Source organism: Streptomyces griseofuscus, from assembly GCF_014673495.1.
Taxonomy (GTDB): domain Bacteria; phylum Actinomycetota; class Actinomycetes; order Streptomycetales; family Streptomycetaceae; genus Streptomyces; species Streptomyces murinus.
On record NZ_CP051006.1, the window covers coordinates 6,091,894 to 6,109,650 of the forward strand.

Sequence of the window (17,757 nt, forward strand, 5' to 3'; positions counted from 1 at the left end):
CCCCCACGGTACGCGAAAACCCGTTCACCACCTCTGTCCCAGAGGCCCCGAAAGCCCTTGTGGCCAGGGCCTTTTGTCAGTGGTCCACCGTAGAATAGAAGCAGTGTTCGAGGGTGTCGCCGGGCTCGCCGGCCGGTGCCCTGATCGCGTCTGGAGGATGCCCGTGCCCGCTGCCGCTCTCAAGCCGAAGCCGTCGCCGACCCAGTCCACCGCTCAGCACCCCGTGCTCTTCGACTCGCCGTACGAGCCCACCACGAAGCGGCCCCTGCCGGCCGGGCGCCCCCGGGAGTGGTACGTCTCGCACAACCGGCGGCTGAAGGCCATGCGCCTGGCCATCGCCCTGCTCGACTCCGGTGTCTACCTGCCGGACCAGGCGCGCGACGACACCATCCGGGGCACCGCCGAGACGATCGGCATGCGCCCGCCGTCCGACACCACGTGCCGCATGGTGCGGGCGTTCATGCGCTACAACCGCTGATCCACCGCGGCGCCGGGCAGCGTGCCGACGGGGCTGCCCGGCGCCACCGGCGGTGTGCTCACCAACCGCCGTCCGTCCTCGGGGCGATCGCGGAACCGCCGGCCCAACGTATGGCCGACGTCCGGGGGTCCGAGCCGGGAGGCGGTAAGGGGGCGGCAGGACAGCGCCTCGTGCGGGGCTCGGGTCATGCCGGAGGGATCACAGGCCCGGGGCGCCCCACACCGGGAACCAGCGGGAGAGGTCCTGCTCGATCCGCAGATCATCGGCCAGTACGGACCGCACCTGGAGCTCCAGCGCGTTGTCCCGGCGCTCACCGCCCCCGGCCAGCGGGGCGAAGGGGTAGAACGTGCCCCGCTTGTAGAGGTAGACGAGCGCGAGGGCGCGCCCGGCGTCGTCGGTGAAGCCGGCCAGCGAGCACAGCAGCTGCGGACCGAAGCCGTTGAGCTCAAGGGAGCTGTTCACCGCGTGCAGGTCGTTGACCAGCTGCGGCAGCTGGTCGGGGGAGCGGCGGGAGACCAGCCACGAGTAGCCGTAATCGTCCCGGTGCAGCTCCACCGGTGATCCGGCGCGCTCCGCGTCCGCGTCCAGCAGCGCCTGTACCTCCCGGTGGGTCTGCTCGAAGGCCGCGCCCTCCACGGTCGCGAAGCACACCGCGCCCCGGCCGGTCGGCGTGAAGCCCATCGCGGCCTGGAGCGTGATGGCGGCGGACGGCAGCGCGAAGAGCTGGTCGAGATCGGGAGCGACGGGCTTGGTGCGCCCCAGCAGGATGTCCAGCAACCCCAACGCTCAGCCCGCCTTCTGTGGTGATGTCCGTGCCACCCGTGAGGTACCGGATTCCGCTCCGCTCATGCCCGGTCGGCCTCCGGCGGTACGGTCGTCTCGCCCAGCTCCGCCGAGATCCGGCCCAGCTGGTCCAGCCGCTGCTGGAGCGTCGGGTGAGTGGAGAAGAACCGCTCGATGCCCGGCTCCTTGCCGGTCGCCGGGGTGAAGTAGAAGGCGTTGAACGCCTGGGCCGTGCGCAGATCCTTGGTGGGGATGCGGGCGATGTCCCCGGTGACCTTGGTGAGCGCCGAGGCCAGCGCCGAGGGGCGCCCGGTCAGCTGCGCGGCGGCGCGGTCGGCGGCCAGCTCCCGGTACCGGGACAGCGCCCGGATCAGCAGGAAGCTGATCGCGTACACGGCCGCCGAGACGCCCATCACGCCCGCGAAGACGACGGCGGTGTTCTGGTCCCTGCGGCCCCCGCCGAAGATCTGCGAGTAGAAGGCGAACCGCACCAGCAGGCCCGCGACCACGCCGAGGAAGGAGGCGATGGTGATCACGGCGACGTCCTTGTGCGCCACATGCGACAGCTCGTGCGCCAGCACGCCCTCCAGCTCGCCGGGCTCCAGCCTGCGCAGCAGCCCGGTGGTCACACAGACCACGGCGTGATCGGGGTTGCGTCCCGTCGCGAACGCGTTCGGCATGTCCATCTCGGACACGGCGACCGTCGGTTTCGGCATGTCCGCCATCGCGCACAGCCGGTCCACCACCGCGTGCAGCTCGGGATACTCCTCGCGCTCCACGACCCGCCCGTGCATGGCGAACATCGCGATCCGGTCGGAGAACCAGAACTGGGCCACGAACATCACGCCCATCAGGACGACGACCAGCAGCCAGGACTTCAGCAGTACGAGCAGCGCGGCGATGAAGGCCACGTACAGCAGTCCGAGCAGAAACATCGTGACCGTCATCCGCACGGTCAGTCGCCGGTCGCTCCTAAAGCGGCTCTGCATCTTGCATCACCCCGCAGTCGGGCACCTTCGTCCCGCTGTCCAGTGTGCACCTGCCGCGCGGTATGGCGAGGGGGCCGACAGACCCCGCTCACCGACCTGCGGCCTTCGTCACCCTCGACGCTACTCTCGGTGACCGATCAGTAACCGTTCCGTATTCGAGCGTACCCCAGCAGCACGATGACTGCGGCCACACAGCCGAGGACCACGGCGGTCGACACCCAGGACGAGCGGCGGGACCCCGTGAGCTCCGGGTCGGCGCGGAAGGGGGCCGGGTCCGGCGGGTTCTCCTTCCAGCGGGCGGCGAGCATCCGGGCGCGGGCGGAAGGCTCCTTGTGCTGGGCGGAGTTCGCCCAACCAAGATCGAACTCCCGCTCCCAGTCGTCCTGTTCAGACATTCCCCGTTCAACCTCTCTCGTCCGGACAGCTGCGGGGGCATGATCCCGTGGGGCCCCCGGAAATAGGAAGCGCGAGCGGTACGAAAGGTTGCACAGCGGCTCTGAGCAGCCCGTTTACACCCGATTCGCGTCCGGATGCCGGGTGCTGATCCGGCCGCTAGCATTTTCAGCAGAGCCGCGCCGCAGGGTGCGCCGGACGTGCGCCATCCCCGTCGACCAGGGGAACGTCAGCCCTGCTTCCTGAATCCAGGCGGCATCACCCACGACCGCGTCCCGCCGACAGCGCGGGCGCGGCCATCTTCCGGTGCCCGAGACGGTGCCGGGGGAATGGAAGGAGGGCAGTTCGATGAATGCACAGCGCGCGAGGCGTCTCGCCGCGGTGTCCGCCGTCGGCGTTCTGCTGGCGGGCGGCGCCACCGTCGCCACCGCCGGCTCCGCGTCGGCGACCACCCAGACCCACGTCTCCACCAACCGTGGCTGCTACGGCCGTAACTGCTTCGGCTTCAACAACTTCAACCGCGGCTTCAACCGCGGCGGCTTCTTCGGCTTCAACAACGGCTTCGGCTACGGCTACAACTCCCCCGTGGTGGTGGTCGTGGTGCCCTGACGCACCCAGGCTGTGACGTACGTCCGGGGCCGCTTCCCGCGAGGGGGCGGCCCCGCGCATACGCATCTCCCATCCTTCGGCCGGCGTGAGCGCTATGGGGTGTCCTGGTCGTTAGGATTCGTCTCGTTGCGAAGCTCGCTCCGGACCTGTCGCCAGGCGCGAATGATGGGGGGAATTTTAGACAGAACCTCTCCTATCTGTGCCAGTAGAAGAGTGAGGCACCCAAAAGAGGCGAGGATGGCCAGGCTGAGGTTGTCCCAGCTCACAGGGTCACCCCCGATTTCTGTCTCAGGGATCCCCGCTGTCCTACCAGGCGCAATATCGCGCTGCCCAGGCGGACTTCGTGATGGTCGCCGGCATCACGTGCACTGGCGCTGGAAACACCTATGGGAGAAGCGGTCAGCGATGCGGCGACGTCTTCGACGAAGGGAAAGCCATTCCACTGGAGCGACCATCGGTTCCCGGAGCCCCGCAGCTGCTTCATGTACCGGTCTTCGCCGTGGTCGGTAAGCCAGCCGGGACGCATCAGGGGATCGGAGAACCAATTCCCGATCGCCCATTTGCCGTCAGCGTCCTGTGCGGCGATACGGCAGGTGAGGCCCGCCAGCAGACGCTCAGCGTCTTCGCTCATGTCGGGAACTTCGGCGAGCCGAGTCCGCTCAGCCCCCGTGAGGGGCTCGGTGACGGGGAAGAAGTCCCATCTCGGTGATCGGTGCGCCTTTCCTCCCCATGTTCCGGAGGGGTTGCCGGTTATGACGAGTTGAGCGCCTGTGGGCATATGTCGTGCTATGTACGTCCGCTTACCCCGGACCTCTTCCAGGCAGAGCCCCGGCAGAGAGCTTCCACCGTCACTGCTGGGCAGGAGATACGGGGCCACGTTATGTGGAACATCCGTGATGAGGACAAGGCTCTTGAATCGGGGCGAGACAATGATGTCGTACGCGACAAGCGTGTGGATCCCCCCAGCGGCGGCGCCGTGATGGGGCTGCCAGAACCCCGCTCGGTTGAACAGTCCAAGGGCTAGCAGAGCGCGAAGCTTCCGCTGCTCCGGAGAGCATGCGTCCAGACCGAGAGAGCCATCGCGAGGCACGGAGCCCAGCGCAGCTGCCTTGGGTTCACCCAAGTACTGCATACGAGCGCGGGCAACTGATTTATGGGTACTTCTGGGCATGTTGATACCTCGCGCCACCCCGGCTGGCACTTCAGGTCACATACCAAGTGAACCCACGAATGAATACTCGCGGAGCTGAGCGAACCACGCCCATATGCAGCGTCCCAAGGTGCCGGGCCCGTAGGAAGATGCTGCCCACCGACTCTCCGCGAGCCGGACACACCGATGCTACCCGGTGCGAAGGGCTTTTCCGGCTCGGACCTGTCGGTGACGGGTCGGCCGAGTGGAGCGCTAGCCGAGTAGCGCCTTGTCGCAGATCCAGTCGAGGGCATCTGCCCCCAACTGGTCGGGATCGTCGAGCAACCCGGTCTCAACTGCCGCGAGATCGGCGAGTGCCTTGGGCGCCTCCGACCGGTCCAGCGTGGCCAGTCGCTCCATCGCTGTGGTGACGGCTCCGGGCCAGCCCGGCATACCGAAGCAGGTGGCAGCCTTGATCGCGGCCGAGGTCGCTCTGTGGAGCAGCCCTGCGCGCCAGCCCTGTTCACGCATCACTTCCATGGTGAACCAGGCCCGGTTTTCGACGTGTTGAACGAACTCCTCCACCGGTTGGGCCGTTGCCCGCAGTGTGAAATGTGAACCTCCGGCCCAGGGGAGGTCCAGATCAGAGGCGACGGCAGTGAACGCGAGCAGCGCCTCGGGTCCTTCGTGCTGTGCGGCCACCAGAGCCGCACGGGCCCTGCGGTAGAGATCGACGCTCTGCGCGAAGATCTCCCCGTCGGTGGGCCCGTCGTCGGCCCTGTGGATCTCGTCCAGCGGCCCGTCGCGCCAGGCATCGGCGACGAGGCCGACTGCCGCCGCACTCGTCAGGACGTCCAGGTCGTCCGTCTCGATGCCGAAGTGCGCCAGAACCACGGAGGCTTGTTCCTCGATGTCCGGCAACGGAGCGCGTTTCTCCTCGGTCTCGCCCTTCTTCCCGAGGAGAGCCGCGAGCCGGGGCGACAGGGGTTCGGGCTCCGGCTTCTCCACGGCGATGCCGTGCTCGGCCAGGTCATCGAAGATGCTGTCCGGCCCGCAATCGATGTGCGAGGAGTCATGGCGCCCCGAGCAGTCCTCCGGGCATTCGAACTCCTCGCACATCTCGGGCTCGTCGGGCTGTGCCTCATTGATCAGGTGATAGGCGAGCCGCTCGGCCACCGCCTCACGCGCCGCGATCAGGGAAAGGTCGAGCCGGAAAGCCTCCTCCCTCAGCTCCGATTCGCCATCGTCCACAGAGGCAGGTGGTTCCGGTGCGTCCGGCATCCAGTTGAACGCCGATTCCAACGAGACCAGAAGCCAGGCGACCTGCTGTGCCTCGGCCTCCGTCCCCCGGGCCAGTTCTGCCACGGCCTCTGCGGCCTGCCGAACTCTGTCGAGCCGGGCGAGATGACGTTCGCGCACCGGCAACCAGGCCGCCTGCTCCGCCCGGACCTGCTCGGCTTTCCGGGTGAGCGAGGTGTCACGGGCCCGTCGCGCTTGTCTGACCAATCGGGTCAGACAAGGGCGGCATCCGAACAGTCCCGAGGTCGGCGTCGGCCCGAGCGGTATGGCGGCGAGGTCTTCGCCGAACGGCTCGTCGCATACGCAGCAATCCAGAGCCCCTACCTGGCGGGAGGTGGGAATGCCGGGCAACGCGGCGCGGATCGTGTCATGGGCGTAGGGCGGAATGTGCATGCGTGGTGACTCCTTGAGTGGTCGGCGCTTCACCGGCGCCTTCTCCATGCTCACCTCACCGATTGGCCGCGAGTCACGGTTTGGCGCCCCGAATGGTGAACTTGACGAAAGCTGACTCGGCTCCGGCCGACGGCTTCTGAGTCATCGGCGAACTTGACAACTCGAGCACGGAGGAACGTACGTGGCTGCTTCCAGCGCCCCGCCACAACCAGAAGGCCCGCACAAGGACTTGGTCGAAGCACTGCAAGAACTGCATCGTGCGGCCGGCCTGTTGAGCTTCCGGAAGGTGAGCACGCTCATCCGGGGCCGCGACGACAGGCTCTCGGATGCCAGCCACGAGAGCGTCAGGTCCGCCGTCCAGGGAATACGGGTGCCGCGGTGGGAGACCGTGCACGACATCGTCACGGCTCTGGCCGGGCAGTGCAGTCCGCCCCGGGACGAGGATCTGGAGACCGCCAGGTTCCTCCCGCTGTGGCGTGCCGTCCGCGAAGGGGAGTCGGGGGCGCTGAAGTCGTTCCAGGAGCTCGTCAACGGCGGTTGGGGAGGTGAGGACGGCAAGTGGACGCCGGAGATGATCATGGGCATCCTGGTGAACCCGTTCAGCGCCATCGAGATTCACCCCTCGCTCGCCGCCCCGCACGAGCCGCTGGTACCCGAAGACCACTGGGTGCAGGCGATGATGCGATTCATCGAGGAGCAGGGAGCCGAACATGCGCTCCGGGTCTTGCTGCACACGCTGAAAGGCGACTACATAGGCGCGGCGGAAGGCTCGCCGTACGGCTACAGCAATCCCGATCGGGAGGCCATGGAGGCGTACGCGGCTTTCCGCTACGGCTGCCAGGAGATACACCGGCGGCTGAGGCGCGAGCCGAATCTCCTCGCGGAGTCGATCCGTGCCATGCGTGCCGACGAGACGATGGACCGGGACGACCGGGCGGAGATGCTGGAGAACGAGTCGGACGTGAGTCTGATGCACGAGGTGATGATCGTGACCCCGGACACCTGGGACGAGGTCTCGGAGGAGGCGCATCACATGGTCTTCGGCTACCTGATCAAGCAGGTCAGCCCGGTCGGCCCGCTCGGGCTGCCCGACGCCGAACGCTTCCGGATCACGTGGCGCATCCCCGAGCCGACCGCGGAGTAGTCCCGCTCGTTGCGTGCACAGGGCCAGCGTGACGAAGGCTGCCACCCGTGCGGGTGGCAGCCTTCATTCCGGGGTGCGCGCGGCTTACACGTCGAAGTACAGCTCGAACTCGTGCGGGTGCGGGCGCAGCTGCAAGGGGGCGATTTCCTGGGTGCGCTTCAGGTCGATCCAGGTCTCGATCAGGTCGGACGTGAAGACGTCGCCCTGGAGGAGGAACTCGTGGTCGGACTCCAGGCGGTCGAGGACGGCGCCGAGGGAGGTCGGGACCTGGGCGACGCCCGCGTGCTCCTCGGGGGCCAGCTCGTAGAGGTCCTTGTCGATCGGCTCGGCCGGCTCGATCTTGTTCTTGATGCCGTCCAGGCCCGCCAGGAGCAGCGCCGAGAAGGCGAGGTAGGGGTTGCCGGAGGAGTCGGGCGCGCGGAACTCGACGCGCTTGGCCTTCGGGTTGGAGCCGGTGATCGGGATACGCATCGCGGCGGAGCGGTTGCGCTGCGAGTACACCAGGTTGATCGGCGCCTCGAAGCCCGGCACCAGGCGGTGGTACGAGTTCACCGTCGGGTTGGTGAAGGCCAGCAGCGACGGGGCGTGCTTGAGGATGCCGCCGATGTAGTAGCGAGCCGTGTCGGACAGGCCCGCGTACCCGGCCTCGTCGTAGAACAGCGGGTCGCCGTTGCTCCACAGCGACTGGTGGACGTGCATGCCCGAGCCGTTGTCACCGAAGATCGGCTTCGGCATGAAGGTCGCGGTCTTGCCGTTGCGCCAGGCCACGTTCTTCACGATGTACTTGAAGAGCTGGAGGTCGTCGGCGGCGGCGAGCAGCGTGTTGAACTTGTAGTTGATCTCCGCCTGGCCGGCCGTGCCCACCTCGTGGTGCTGGCGCTCCACCTTCAGGCCGGAGTTCTCCAGCTCCAGGGAGATCTCGGCGCGCAGGTCGGCGAAGTGGTCCACCGGCGCGACCGGGAAGTAGCCACCCTTGTAGCGGACCTTGTAGCCGCGGTTGTTCTCCACGGCGCCGGTGTTCCAGGCGCCCGCCTCGGAGTCGATGTGGTAGAAGGACTCGTTCGCGCTGGTCTGGAAGCGCACCGAGTCGAACACGTAGAACTCGGCCTCGGGACCGAAGAACGCGGTGTCCGCGATGCCGGTCGAGGCGAGGTACGCCTCCGCCTTGCGGGCCACGTTGCGCGGGTCACGGGAGTACTGCTCGCCCGTGATCGGGTCGTGGATGAAGAAGTTGATGTTGACCGTCTTGTCCCGGCGGAACGGGTCCACACGGGCCGTGGACAGATCGGCCCGCAGCGCCATGTCGGACTCGTGGATGGCCTGGAAACCGCGGATCGAGGATCCGTCGAAGGCCAGCTCCTCGTCCGGGTCGAACGCCTCCGCGGGCACGGTGAAGTGCTGCATGATGCCCGGCAGGTCGCAGAACCGGACGTCGATGAACTTGACGTCCTCGTCCGCGATGAACTTCTTGGCCTCGTCGGCGTTCTGGAACATCCAGCTCCTCCTACTCCCGACCGTCCTCGCCGGGGTGGTAGATCGTTCGTGCGGCCAGTGCGGTGGCACACGCTCGTCCTGACCCTAGAGACGGGTGATTTCTCCGGCGTGACCCGATTGTTTCGCAGAAGTTAACCGGCCACTCCTCAACCGTAGCCCCGGGACACCCCGGCGTCCCCCGGTCATATGGGGACGCAGTACCGTGGTCGGGTGGACAACAGGCAGGCAATCGGATCGTGGCTCTCCGGCCCTCGCGCGGCCATGGAAGACGCCGGCGCGGACTTCGGTTACCGGGGTGAGCAGCTGGGTCTCCCAGAGGAGGGCCCCAACTCGCTGGCCCGGCCGGGCAGGCGGCTCGGGGCCATCGCGGTCGACTGGGCGCTGTGCCTGCTGATCGCATACAGCTTGATCACGCATGGCTACGACCAGGGCACCGGCAACTGGGCGCTCGGTGTGTTCTTCGTCATGAGCGCCCTGCTGGTCGGCACCATCGGCTTCACCCCGGGCAAGCGCCTGTTCGGCATCCGGGTCGTGGCCCTGGAGACCGGCACCGTCAACCCGCTGCGCTCCCTGGTCCGCACCGTCCTGCTGTGCCTCGCCATCCCCGCCCTGGTCTGGGACCGGGACGGCCGCGGTCTGCACGACCGGCTGGCCAGGACGGTCGAGGTCCGGGTCTGAGCCCCTGAGGGCACGCGGTACGGGGCGGCAAGCGCTGTACGACGATGGGGGCGCCCGGTGTCACACCGGGCGCCCCCATCGTCGTACAGCGAGTCGAGTCGTCTCGCGTCGCGGGCCTAGCGGCCGCTCTTGCCGCCCTTCGGCATCCGCATGCCCTTGGGCATCGGACCCTTCGGCACCGGCATGTTGCTCATCAGGTCGCCGAGCGCGCGCAGCCGGTCGTTGGTGGTGGTCACCTGGGGGCCGGTCAGCACACGCGGCAGCTTCAGCATGGTGGTGCGCAGCTTCTTCAGCTCGACCTGGCCCTCGCCGGCGCCCACGATGATGTCGTGCACCGGCACATCGGCGACGATGCGGTTCATCTTCTTCTTCTCGGCGGCCAGCAGGCTCTTCACCCGGTTCGGGTTGCCCTCGGCGACCAGCACGATGCCGGCCTTGCCGACCGCGCGGTGCACCACGTCCTGGCTGCGGTTCATCGCCACCGCGGGGGTGGTGGTCCAGCCCCGCCCGACGTTGTCCAGCACCGCCGCCGCGGCACCCGGCTGGCCCTCCATCTGGCCGAAGGCGGCGCGCTCGGCCCGGCGGCCGAACACCACCGCCGCCCCCAGTAGGCCCACCAGCAGACCGAAGATGCCCAGGTACACCGGGTGGCCCAGCAAGAAGCCGATCACGAGGAACACCGCGAGCGTGCCGAGGCCGACCGCCGCGAGCACAAGGCCGATCTTGGTGTCGACCTTGCGGGTCATCTTGTATGTGAGGGCGATCTGCTTCAGTCGCCCGGCATTCGCGGCGTCCGCCGCGGTTTCCTTCCTCGCCATGGCACGAAGTCTACGTGGCCCCGGGAGCGCGGACGACGGCAGTGTCCGCGAGGGGCGGCGGTGCTACGAGCCGTCCGCGGACCGCTCGTAGAAGCGCTGCGCCTCCACCCGGTCCTTGGCCCGGCGGCGGTCCTCCAGGACCGAGGTCCAGGCGTTGCGGCGGGCGGTGCGCTGGCCGCCGCTCATCAGCAGCGACTCGACGGCGCGAAGGGCGTCGGTGAAGGAGGGGAGGGCGGTGGCGCGTACCGGCGAGGCCTGCATGGTCGAGATACCCCCTGCGAGCGGGTGGTGTACGAGGCGTGATTCGAGGGTCACTGATCGGTGTTACCAGGGCGTGTCCGAGCGGTCAAACACCAATGAAGCCTTGATATGGGACCCACAAACCCTGACGCGGCCCTGACGGGCGCCCCCATCAGGGAGGACGGTCAGGACCGCGTCGAACCGGCCGATACTGGCCGGTAATCACTTGTGCGCGAATTCACACACGGACGGGGGTGCGGGGCTCACACCGCCTGGCCGGCGACGTAGCTCCCGCGCTTCTCGATCGCCATCTGGTACAGGCGGCCGGCGCGGTACGAGGAGCGCACCAGCGGGCCGGACATCACACCGGAGAAGCCGAGCTGCTCGGCCTCCTCCTTCAGCTCCACGAACTCCTGCGGCTTCACCCAGCGCTCGACGGGGTGGTGGCGCACGGAGGGGCGCAGGTACTGCGTGATGGTGATCAGCTCGCAGCCGGCCTCGTGCAGCTGCCGGAGCGCCTCGCTGACCTCCTCGCGGGTCTCGCCCATGCCGAGGATCAGGTTGGACTTGGTGACCAGACCGAAGTCGCGGGCGTCCGTGATGACCTTCAGGGACCGCTCGTAGCGGAAGCCGGGGCGGATCCGCTTGAAGATCCGGGGCACGGTCTCGACGTTGTGCGCGAAGACCTCGGGGCGGGACTCGAAGACCTCGGCCAGCTGCTCGGGGACCGCGTTGAAGTCCGGGGCGAGCAGTTCGACCTTCGTACGGCCGCTCGCGCGCTCCGCGGTCTGCTGGTGGATCTGGCGCACGGTCTCGGCGTACAGCCAGGCACCGCCGTCCGCCAGGTCGTCGCGGGCGACACCGGTGATGGTGGCGTAGTTGAGGTCCATCGTGACCACGGACTCGCCCACCCGGCGGGGCTCGTCGCGGTCCAGCGCCTCGGGCTTGCCCGTGTCGATCTGGCAGAAGTCGCAGCGACGGGTGCACTGGTCGCCGCCGATGAGGAAGGTGGCCTCGCGGTCCTCCCAGCACTCGTAGATGTTCGGGCAGCCGGCTTCCTGGCAGACCGTGTGCAGGCCCTCGCTCTTCACGAGGTTCTGCATCTTGGTGTACTCGGGGCCCATTTTCGCCCGGGTCTTGATCCACTCGGGCTTGCGCTCGATGGGGGTCTGGCTGTTGCGGACCTCCAGGCGCAGCAATTTGCGTCCGTCGGGTGCGACTGCGGACACGACCGGCTCCCTCAGCTTTGATTCTTCGGCGTCCCCCAGGGTACGCCCGTGTTCTGCACGCCCTGGCGACGAGATCAACCTCATGACCGCAGGGCGCATTCCCGTCCGGGGGATCGTCAGGCGGACGCCTTCTCGATCGGCCGGGGCCTCAGGTCGGCGTGCTCCAGGACCTCCCGCAGATGCTTCTCGGCCACCGGTACGACCTCCTCCACCGTGACGTCCCGGCCCAGCTCGCTCGCCAGGGAGGCCACGCCCGCGTCGCGGATGCCGCAGGGGATGATGCGGTCGAACCACTTCATGTCGGGGCAGACATTGAACGAGAAGCCGTGCATGGTGACGCCCTTGGCGACCCGGATGCCGATCTGGGCGATCTTGCGGTCCTCGCGGCGCTGGCCGGCGTTGGAGGGGGCGTACTCGGGGCCGTTGAGACGAGGGTCGAACTCCTCGTCGGTCAGCCGGGGGTCGAAGTCGAGGGAGAGGCCGCCGATCGCGGGCCGCTGCTCGACGGGGTCACCGAGCACCCAGACACCGCTGCGCCCCTCGACCCGGGTGGTCTCCAGGCCGAACTCCGCGCAGGTGCGGATCAGGGCCTCTTCGAGGCGTCGTACATGCGCCACCACGTCCACCGGGCGCGGGAGCTTCTGGATCGGGTAGCCCACCAGCTGGCCCGGGCCGTGCCAGGTGATCTTGCCGCCGCGGTCCACGTCGATCACCGGGGTGCCGTCCAGCGGGCGCTCGCTGTCCTCGGTGCGCCGGCCCGCCGTGTAGACCGGGGGGTGCTCCAGGAGCAGCAGCGTGTCCGGGATCTCGTCGGCGAACCGGGCGGCGTGCACCCGGCGCTGCTCGTCCCATGCCTCCTGGTAGTCGACGGCCTCCGCGCCGAACCCCATACGGACGAACCGCAATTCACTCACGGCAAGCGCCTCCCTAGCGATGTCAGGCACGTAACGCGCCCACGCCACTGTACGTCCGTCCGCGAGCCGTCAGCCCTGCGGGCAATCCTCACACGATCGGATGAATGAAAGCTGAAGTATCCGACCGGGTGCTCACTCTCCGCTACATTCGCGCCGTTCATAAGGCCAAAAGGGCTGCTCACAGGCAATCCCGGCACGTCACGACGCCCGGAGGCAGGAGACCGCACCACAGATGACGGACCGACCCGCGCAGCGCACACCCAACCGCCAGCTCGCCGCGCTCATCGCAGAGGCGGGGTTCTCCAACGCGGGTCTGGCCCGGCGCGTCGACCAGCTCGGCCTGGAACACGGGCTGGATCTCAGATACGACAAGACCTCCGTCACCCGCTGGCTGCGCGGCCAGCAGCCGAGAGGTACGACGCCCGCGCTGATCGCCGAGGTGTTCACCCGCCGGCTCGGGCGCCGGCTCTCCGCCCAGGATCTCGGCCTGGACGCGTGTGCGCCGGTGTACGCCGGGCTGGAGTTCGCGGCCACCCCGGAGGAGGCCGTGGACATCGTCAGCGGGCTGTGGCGCAAGGACTCCGGCAGCCATGCCGAGCTGCGCAAGATCGCGTTCACCCCGGCGGGGCTCGTCGTGCCCAGCCGGGACTGGCTGATCGGCAAGCCCGACGACCGGGTAGCCCGGGAGCCGGCGCCCCGGGTGCCCGCACAGGGGCGTCCGGGAGTGCTGCGGACCCCGGTCGGGCGGCCCCGGCCGCGCGGACCCCTGGAGCGGATCCCCGGGCACCGGGTCGGCGCGGGCGACATCGCCGCGCTGCGCTCGGTGGGCGAGCTGTTCCGCACCCTGGACGACCGGTTCGGCGGCGGGCACGCGCGGCAGGCACTGGTGCGGTACCTGGAGCACGAGTGCGAGCCGATGCTGCGCGGCAGTTACGACGAGGGCACCGGGCGCCGGCTGTTCTCGGCGGCCGCGGACCTGACCCGGCTCGCGGGCTGGACCTCGTACGACATCGCCGCGCACGGGCTGGCCCAGCGGTACTTCGTGCAGGCGCTGCGGCTCGCGCAGGCGGCGGGGGACCGGCCGTACGGCTCCTTCGTGCTGGTCACGATGAGCAGGCAGGCGGTGTACCTCGGGCACGGCAGGGAGGCGGTGCAGCTCGCCCGGGTCGCCCAGCAGGGGATCGGCGCCGGGGGACCGCCGGCCGTGCAGTCGCTGCTGCACGCGGCGGAGGCACGGGCGCACGGCGTGCTGGGGGAGGTACGGGCGTGCACGGCGGCGCTGGTGCGGGCCGAGCGGGCGCTGGAGGCGGCCCGGCCCGGGGACGAAGTGCCGTACTGGGCACGGTTCTTCGACGAGGCGCAGCTCGCGGACGAGCTGGGGCACTGCCACCGGGACCTCCAGCAGTTCCGGGCGGCCGCACAACACGCGGAGCGTTCGCTCCAGTTGCGCGCCCCCGCGTACGCCCGCAGCCGGCTCTTCTGCCGGGTCGTCCTCGCCACGGCCCGCCTCGGCCTCGGTGAACTCGACCAGGCGTGCGCACTCGCCACCGAGGCCGCGGCCCAGGCCGCCGACATGCGCAGCGCCCGCGCCATCGAGTACATCCGCGACTTCGAGCGCCGCCTGGAGCCCTACAAGGACGCGGCCCCGGCGCGGACGTACCACGAGAAGGCGGCGGCCCTGAACTGACAACGGTCCCAGCCGACTTGGCCGGAGCGGGTACGGTACCGCCGGGTCACGCCGTGGTGGTGGCCCGGCGGGGCGGGGTCAGGCCGCCTTGGGCATGGTCGGGGCCGGGTCGGCGCTGTGCAGGGAGCCGGTGGCGCCCAGGTCGGACAGGATGGACCTGGCGGCGCGGTGCGCGGAGTGGAGGGCGCCCTGGAGGGTGCTGGTGCCGCGGTGGTCGCCGCAGACGTAGAGGCCGGCGAGCAGGCGCACCGGGCGGCGGAGGTCGTGCGGGGGGCGCATGACCGGGACCGCCTCCGGGGTGTGATGCACGGCCAGCGTCTCCCAGCGGCGCGTGGACATGCCGTACAGCCGGGAGAGATGGATACGGACCGCGGTGTCCACGCCCTCGGGCGGGGTGCCGAGCACCGTCGAGGAGATCAGCACCCGCCCGCCCGGCGCCCGGCTCGGGTCGACATTGCTGAGCACCGACGTGTGCGCCACCGGGCCGCCCCGGTCCGCGTCCAGCAGCAGCGACGCCCCGGTGGCGAACGCCGCCGCCGGCTCGTCCGTCGTGTGGTGGACCACCGTCACCGGATGGAACTCCGGCACCCTGAGCCCCGGCAGCAGCTCCGCCGCCGAGCGCGCGTCGGTCGCCAGCAGCACCGCACGGCAGCGGATCAGCCCGTGCTCCGCCGTGGTCACCGAGGTCGTGGACACCGAGGTGACCCGCACCCCGGTGCGCACCGTGCCCCGCGGCAGCCCCCGCGCCAGCAGCTCCGGCAGCATGTCCGCGCCGCCCTCCGGCACACACAGCCGCCCGCCCGCGAACGCTCGCAGCGCGAGGTCCGCACACCTGCTGGACGTCGTCAGCTCCGGGTCGCACAGCAGCGCGGCGAGCAGCGGCCGCAGGAACCCCTGGACCGTGCGGACCGGGACCCCCCGGGCGGCGAGGGCCTGGGCCGCGGGCAGTTCCGGGCGGGCGAGCAGCCGTTCGACCGGCATCGCGGCGATCCGGCTCAGCGCCGCGCCGAGCCGCGCCTGGTCCATCGCGCCGCCCACCGGCGCGCCACCGCCCCTTCCAGGTGGCGCCGCCGCTCCCCTGGGGGCGCTCGCCAGGGCGCGCACCGCATGGAGTGCGCCCCTCGCGCCTCCTCCATTCGCCGGCGCGCCCGCCCGATGGGTGCGCCCGTCGCGATGCAGCAGCACACCCGGTGCGAAGGACCGCAGGACCAGGGAGTCCAGCCCCGGCGTCAGCCGGAGCTCGGGATACGCCGTGGACAGCAGCTGTCCGATCCGGTCGAGCCGGAAACCGTCGACCTTCTCCGTCCCCATGCGGCCGCCGACACAGGAGGCGGCCTCCAGGACTGCGGTCGTTACTCCTGCGCTGGTGAGCCGGTGGGCCGCCGAGAGTCCGGCGATTCCGGCCCCCACGATGACGACGTCCACCTGGTTCGCGGGCTCAAGCACGAGGCCCCTCCTGTGGTTGCGCTGAGCGGTCGGTGGAGACGTAGTGCCCCAACCGGCTTCAGGGATACCCGAGTTCGGGTCGAGTATCAGCGCCCTGATCGGTCGTAAGGAGTCGCGCATGGACAGGGCACGGTCGCATGGAGGTCGCATACGGTCACATCCGTTCCGTGCGCCGCACGACGCCCTTGCGCGCCACCCTGAAGCGCCCGCGCGCGCCCGGAGCGCGGACGGGAAGGCCCCCTGAGCCACCCGAGGCGCGGACAAGGAAACCCCGTGGGCCGCCCGGGGGCCGCCGACTTAGGGTGACCACCATGCCCGAGTCGCACATACGCCCCGCCACGCTCGCCGACGAGGAACCCCTCGCCCACCTCGACCGGATCACCTGGTCCACCCTGCACGCGGTGATGCCCCGCCCCGAGCCGCCGTACCCGCCGCTCTTCGACGAGCGCCACCGGCCCGAGGACTTCCTCGTGGCCGAGCTGGACGGGCACGTCGTCGGGTACGTCCGCCTCGTCCAGATGATCCCGCTGCCCGCCCACGCGCACATCCTCACGATCCAGGGCTTCGTGGTCGCCGAGGAGGCCCGCGGCCGGGGCCTGGGGCGGGCGCTGATCCGGGCCGCCGTGGCCGAGGCCCGCGCACGCGGCGCACGCCGGCTCAACCTGCGGGTGCTCGGCCACAACACCCCGGCCAGGAAGCTCTACGAGGCGGAGGGCTTCGCCGTGGAGGGCGTCAGCCCGGAAGAGTTCTTCCTCGACGGCGCCTACGTCGACGACATCTCCATGGGCCGCGCCCTCTAGGCGGACCGGGCGGACCGGGCGGCCGTGCTCAGCCCACCAGCGCGCCCGTGTCCACCGCCGCCGTCGCCGTGGCCGCCCGCTGGGCGTCCGCCGCCACCTCGGACGCCGTCAGCACGTACCCGGTCTCGGCGTCCGAGGTGGAGCGGGCGAACACCACCCCGAACACCCGGCCGTCCGTCGTCAGCAGCGGCCCGCCGGAGTTGCCCGGGCGGACCGTGGAGCGGATCGAGTAGATCTCCCGGGTGACCGCGCCGTCGCTGTAGATGTTCTGCCCGGTCGCCCGCACCAGGTTCCCCAGGGTCGCCGCCTGGAGATTCAGGCTGCCGTCCTGCGGATAGCCCGCCACCACCGCCGAGTCCCCGCGCGAGGCACTGGTGTCGAAGCGCAGCACCGGCGCGTGGAGCCCCGGCACATACAGCACCGCCACATCACGGTCGGGGTCGAAGAGCACCACCCGCGCCGGATACACCGGGCCGACCCCGCCCACCCGCACGCTCGGCCGGGCGATACCCGCCACCACATGCGCGTTGGTCATCACCCGCCCCGGCGCGAACACGAACCCGCTGCCCTCCCGGCCCTCGCTGCCCGAGACCCCCTCGATCTTGACCGTGCTCGCCTTGGCGGCGTTCGTCGCGGCCGCCGTGACACTGTCCCCGGTGGGGCGCGGCACCTGCGCCGTCGACTCGTTCTCGAACGGGTTGAAGACCTGCGGGAAGCCCGCGTCGGTGAGCGCCGAGGTGGCCCGGGAGAACCAGGCAGGCGTCGTCTCCGGCATCGTCCGCTGGACGGCACCGAGCAGCGAGGAGTCCCGGATCGCCGTGGTCAGCGCGGGGGAGGGGGCCGCGCTGAGCACGCTCGCCGCCACCCAGGCCACGATCAGCACCGCGACCGCGTTGGCCGCCGCGCCCCCGACGCCGTCCACCACCCGCAGCGGGCCCTTGTCCAGGCCCCCGCGCAGCCGCAGCGCGAGCCGGCCCGCCAGCTCATGGCCCACCGCGGCGGGCACCAGCACGGTCAGCACCGCGAGCACCGTCGCCGTGGCCGTGCCCCGCGCCACCTGGCCGGTCACCCACGGCAGCGCCCATACGCCGACGACCGCGCCGCCGACGAACCCGGCCAGCGAGACACACCCGGCCACCAGGCCGCGCCGGTAACCGGACGCGGCGTACAGGAGGATCACGAGCACCAGGATCAGGTCGAGCAGGTCCACGGAGCCGCCTTTCTCTTCGGACCC

General features: G+C 70.0%; 19 protein-coding genes. 6 read left to right on the forward strand and 13 right to left on the reverse strand.

All coding sequences use genetic code 11. The features are described 5' to 3' along the window. Positions 1-163 precede the first annotated feature (163 nt). Positions 164-478: a hypothetical protein gene (locus HEP81_RS27680; protein ID WP_037652862.1), complete on the forward strand. Its 315-nt coding sequence runs from the start codon at positions 164-166 to the stop codon at positions 476-478. On the opposite strand, the gene HEP81_RS27685 is transcribed toward HEP81_RS27680, so the two are convergent. From HEP81_RS27685 to HEP81_RS27700, 4 genes are all read right to left on the reverse strand, one after another. Beyond that, on the reverse strand, positions 466-666 hold the full coding sequence (locus HEP81_RS27685) for a hypothetical protein (RefSeq protein ID WP_157854340.1): 201 nt from the start codon (positions 664-666) through the stop codon (positions 466-468). The genes HEP81_RS27680 and HEP81_RS27685 overlap by 13 nt on opposite strands. 10 nt (positions 667-676) lie before the next feature. Further along, positions 677-1,261 carry a PspA-associated protein PspAB gene (pspAB, locus tag HEP81_RS27690; RefSeq protein WP_037652863.1) on the reverse strand — a complete coding sequence of 195 codons (585 nt, stop codon included), beginning with the start codon at positions 1,259-1,261 and terminating at the stop codon, positions 677-679. Positions 1,262-1,323: 62 nt separating this feature from the next. Then, complete coding sequence (gene htpX / locus HEP81_RS27695; protein ID WP_078967208.1) at positions 1,324-2,250, reverse strand: zinc metalloprotease HtpX; 927 nt, start codon at positions 2,248-2,250, stop codon at positions 1,324-1,326. A gap of 137 nt (positions 2,251-2,387) precedes the next feature. Continuing rightward, positions 2,388-2,645 carry an SCO2583/SCO2584 N-terminal domain-containing protein gene (locus tag HEP81_RS27700; protein WP_037652871.1) on the reverse strand — a complete coding sequence of 86 codons (258 nt, stop codon included), beginning with the start codon at positions 2,643-2,645 and terminating at the stop codon, positions 2,388-2,390. Positions 2,646-2,991: 346 nt separating this feature from the next. Between HEP81_RS27700 and HEP81_RS27705 the strand changes: the two genes are divergently transcribed. Further along, positions 2,992-3,252: a hypothetical protein gene (locus HEP81_RS27705; protein WP_037652872.1), complete on the forward strand. Its 261-nt coding sequence runs from the start codon at positions 2,992-2,994 to the stop codon at positions 3,250-3,252. A gap of 262 nt (positions 3,253-3,514) precedes the next feature. Here HEP81_RS27705 and HEP81_RS41660 read toward each other — a convergent pair whose 3' ends face one another. Together HEP81_RS41660 and HEP81_RS27715 are read right to left on the reverse strand one after the other, a co-directional pair. After that, positions 3,515-3,883: a hypothetical protein gene (locus HEP81_RS41660; RefSeq protein ID WP_243279615.1), complete on the reverse strand. Its 369-nt coding sequence runs from the start codon at positions 3,881-3,883 to the stop codon at positions 3,515-3,517. A 771-nt stretch (positions 3,884-4,654) separates the two neighbouring features. Next, entirely contained in the window at positions 4,655-6,121 is a 1,467-nt protein-coding gene (locus tag HEP81_RS27715; RefSeq protein ID WP_243279828.1) for a hypothetical protein, read from the reverse strand. A gap of 238 nt (positions 6,122-6,359) precedes the next feature. Between HEP81_RS27715 and HEP81_RS27720 the strand changes: the two genes are divergently transcribed. Beyond that, entirely contained in the window at positions 6,360-7,217 is an 858-nt protein-coding gene (locus HEP81_RS27720) for a hypothetical protein (protein ID WP_243279616.1), read from the forward strand. Between the two features lie 84 nt (positions 7,218-7,301). Here HEP81_RS27720 and glnA read toward each other — a convergent pair whose 3' ends face one another. Next, on the reverse strand, positions 7,302-8,711 hold the full coding sequence (glnA, locus tag HEP81_RS27725; protein WP_037652883.1) for a type I glutamate--ammonia ligase: 1,410 nt from the start codon (positions 8,709-8,711) through the stop codon (positions 7,302-7,304). Positions 8,712-8,921: 210 nt separating this feature from the next. On the opposite strand from glnA, the gene HEP81_RS27730 reads away from it, so the two are divergent. Further along, a complete protein-coding gene (locus HEP81_RS27730; RefSeq protein ID WP_037652885.1) occupies positions 8,922-9,389 on the forward strand; it encodes an RDD family protein in 468 nt (155 codons plus the stop codon). Positions 9,390-9,505: 116 nt separating this feature from the next. On the opposite strand, the gene HEP81_RS27735 is transcribed toward HEP81_RS27730, so the two are convergent. The 4 genes from HEP81_RS27735 to lipB form a co-directional block, all read right to left on the reverse strand. Beyond that, positions 9,506-10,207, reverse strand: coding sequence for a DUF4191 domain-containing protein (locus HEP81_RS27735; RefSeq protein WP_037652887.1), 702 nt, complete (start codon positions 10,205-10,207; stop codon positions 9,506-9,508). 63 nt (positions 10,208-10,270) lie between these two features. Then, positions 10,271-10,468 (reverse strand): SCO2195 family GlnR-regulated protein, encoded by a 198-nt coding sequence (locus tag HEP81_RS27740; RefSeq protein ID WP_037652890.1) that lies wholly within the window; start codon positions 10,466-10,468, stop codon positions 10,271-10,273. 242 nt (positions 10,469-10,710) lie between these two features. Further along, entirely contained in the window at positions 10,711-11,676 is a 966-nt protein-coding gene (lipA, locus tag HEP81_RS27745; protein WP_037652891.1) for a lipoyl synthase, read from the reverse strand. Positions 11,677-11,792: 116 nt separating this feature from the next. After that, positions 11,793-12,590 carry a lipoyl(octanoyl) transferase LipB gene (gene lipB / locus HEP81_RS27750; protein ID WP_037652892.1) on the reverse strand — a complete coding sequence of 266 codons (798 nt, stop codon included), beginning with the start codon at positions 12,588-12,590 and terminating at the stop codon, positions 11,793-11,795. Positions 12,591-12,822: 232 nt separating this feature from the next. Between lipB and HEP81_RS27755 the strand changes: the two genes are divergently transcribed. Beyond that, positions 12,823-14,277, forward strand: a complete 1,455-nt coding sequence (locus HEP81_RS27755; protein ID WP_037652895.1) for an NsdA family TPR-like regulatory protein — start codon at positions 12,823-12,825, stop codon at positions 14,275-14,277. A 78-nt stretch (positions 14,278-14,355) separates the two neighbouring features. On the opposite strand, the gene HEP81_RS27760 is transcribed toward HEP81_RS27755, so the two are convergent. Next, positions 14,356-15,723 (reverse strand): NAD(P)/FAD-dependent oxidoreductase, encoded by a 1,368-nt coding sequence (locus HEP81_RS27760; RefSeq protein WP_037652897.1) that lies wholly within the window; start codon positions 15,721-15,723, stop codon positions 14,356-14,358. Positions 15,724-16,034: 311 nt separating this feature from the next. On the opposite strand from HEP81_RS27760, the gene HEP81_RS27765 reads away from it, so the two are divergent. Continuing rightward, a complete protein-coding gene (locus HEP81_RS27765) occupies positions 16,035-16,523 on the forward strand; it encodes a GNAT family N-acetyltransferase (protein ID WP_172636988.1) in 489 nt (162 codons plus the stop codon). A gap of 28 nt (positions 16,524-16,551) precedes the next feature. Here HEP81_RS27765 and HEP81_RS27770 read toward each other — a convergent pair whose 3' ends face one another. After that, positions 16,552-17,733, reverse strand: a complete 1,182-nt coding sequence (locus HEP81_RS27770; protein WP_037652901.1) for a MarP family serine protease — start codon at positions 17,731-17,733, stop codon at positions 16,552-16,554. Positions 17,734-17,757 lie beyond the last annotated feature (24 nt).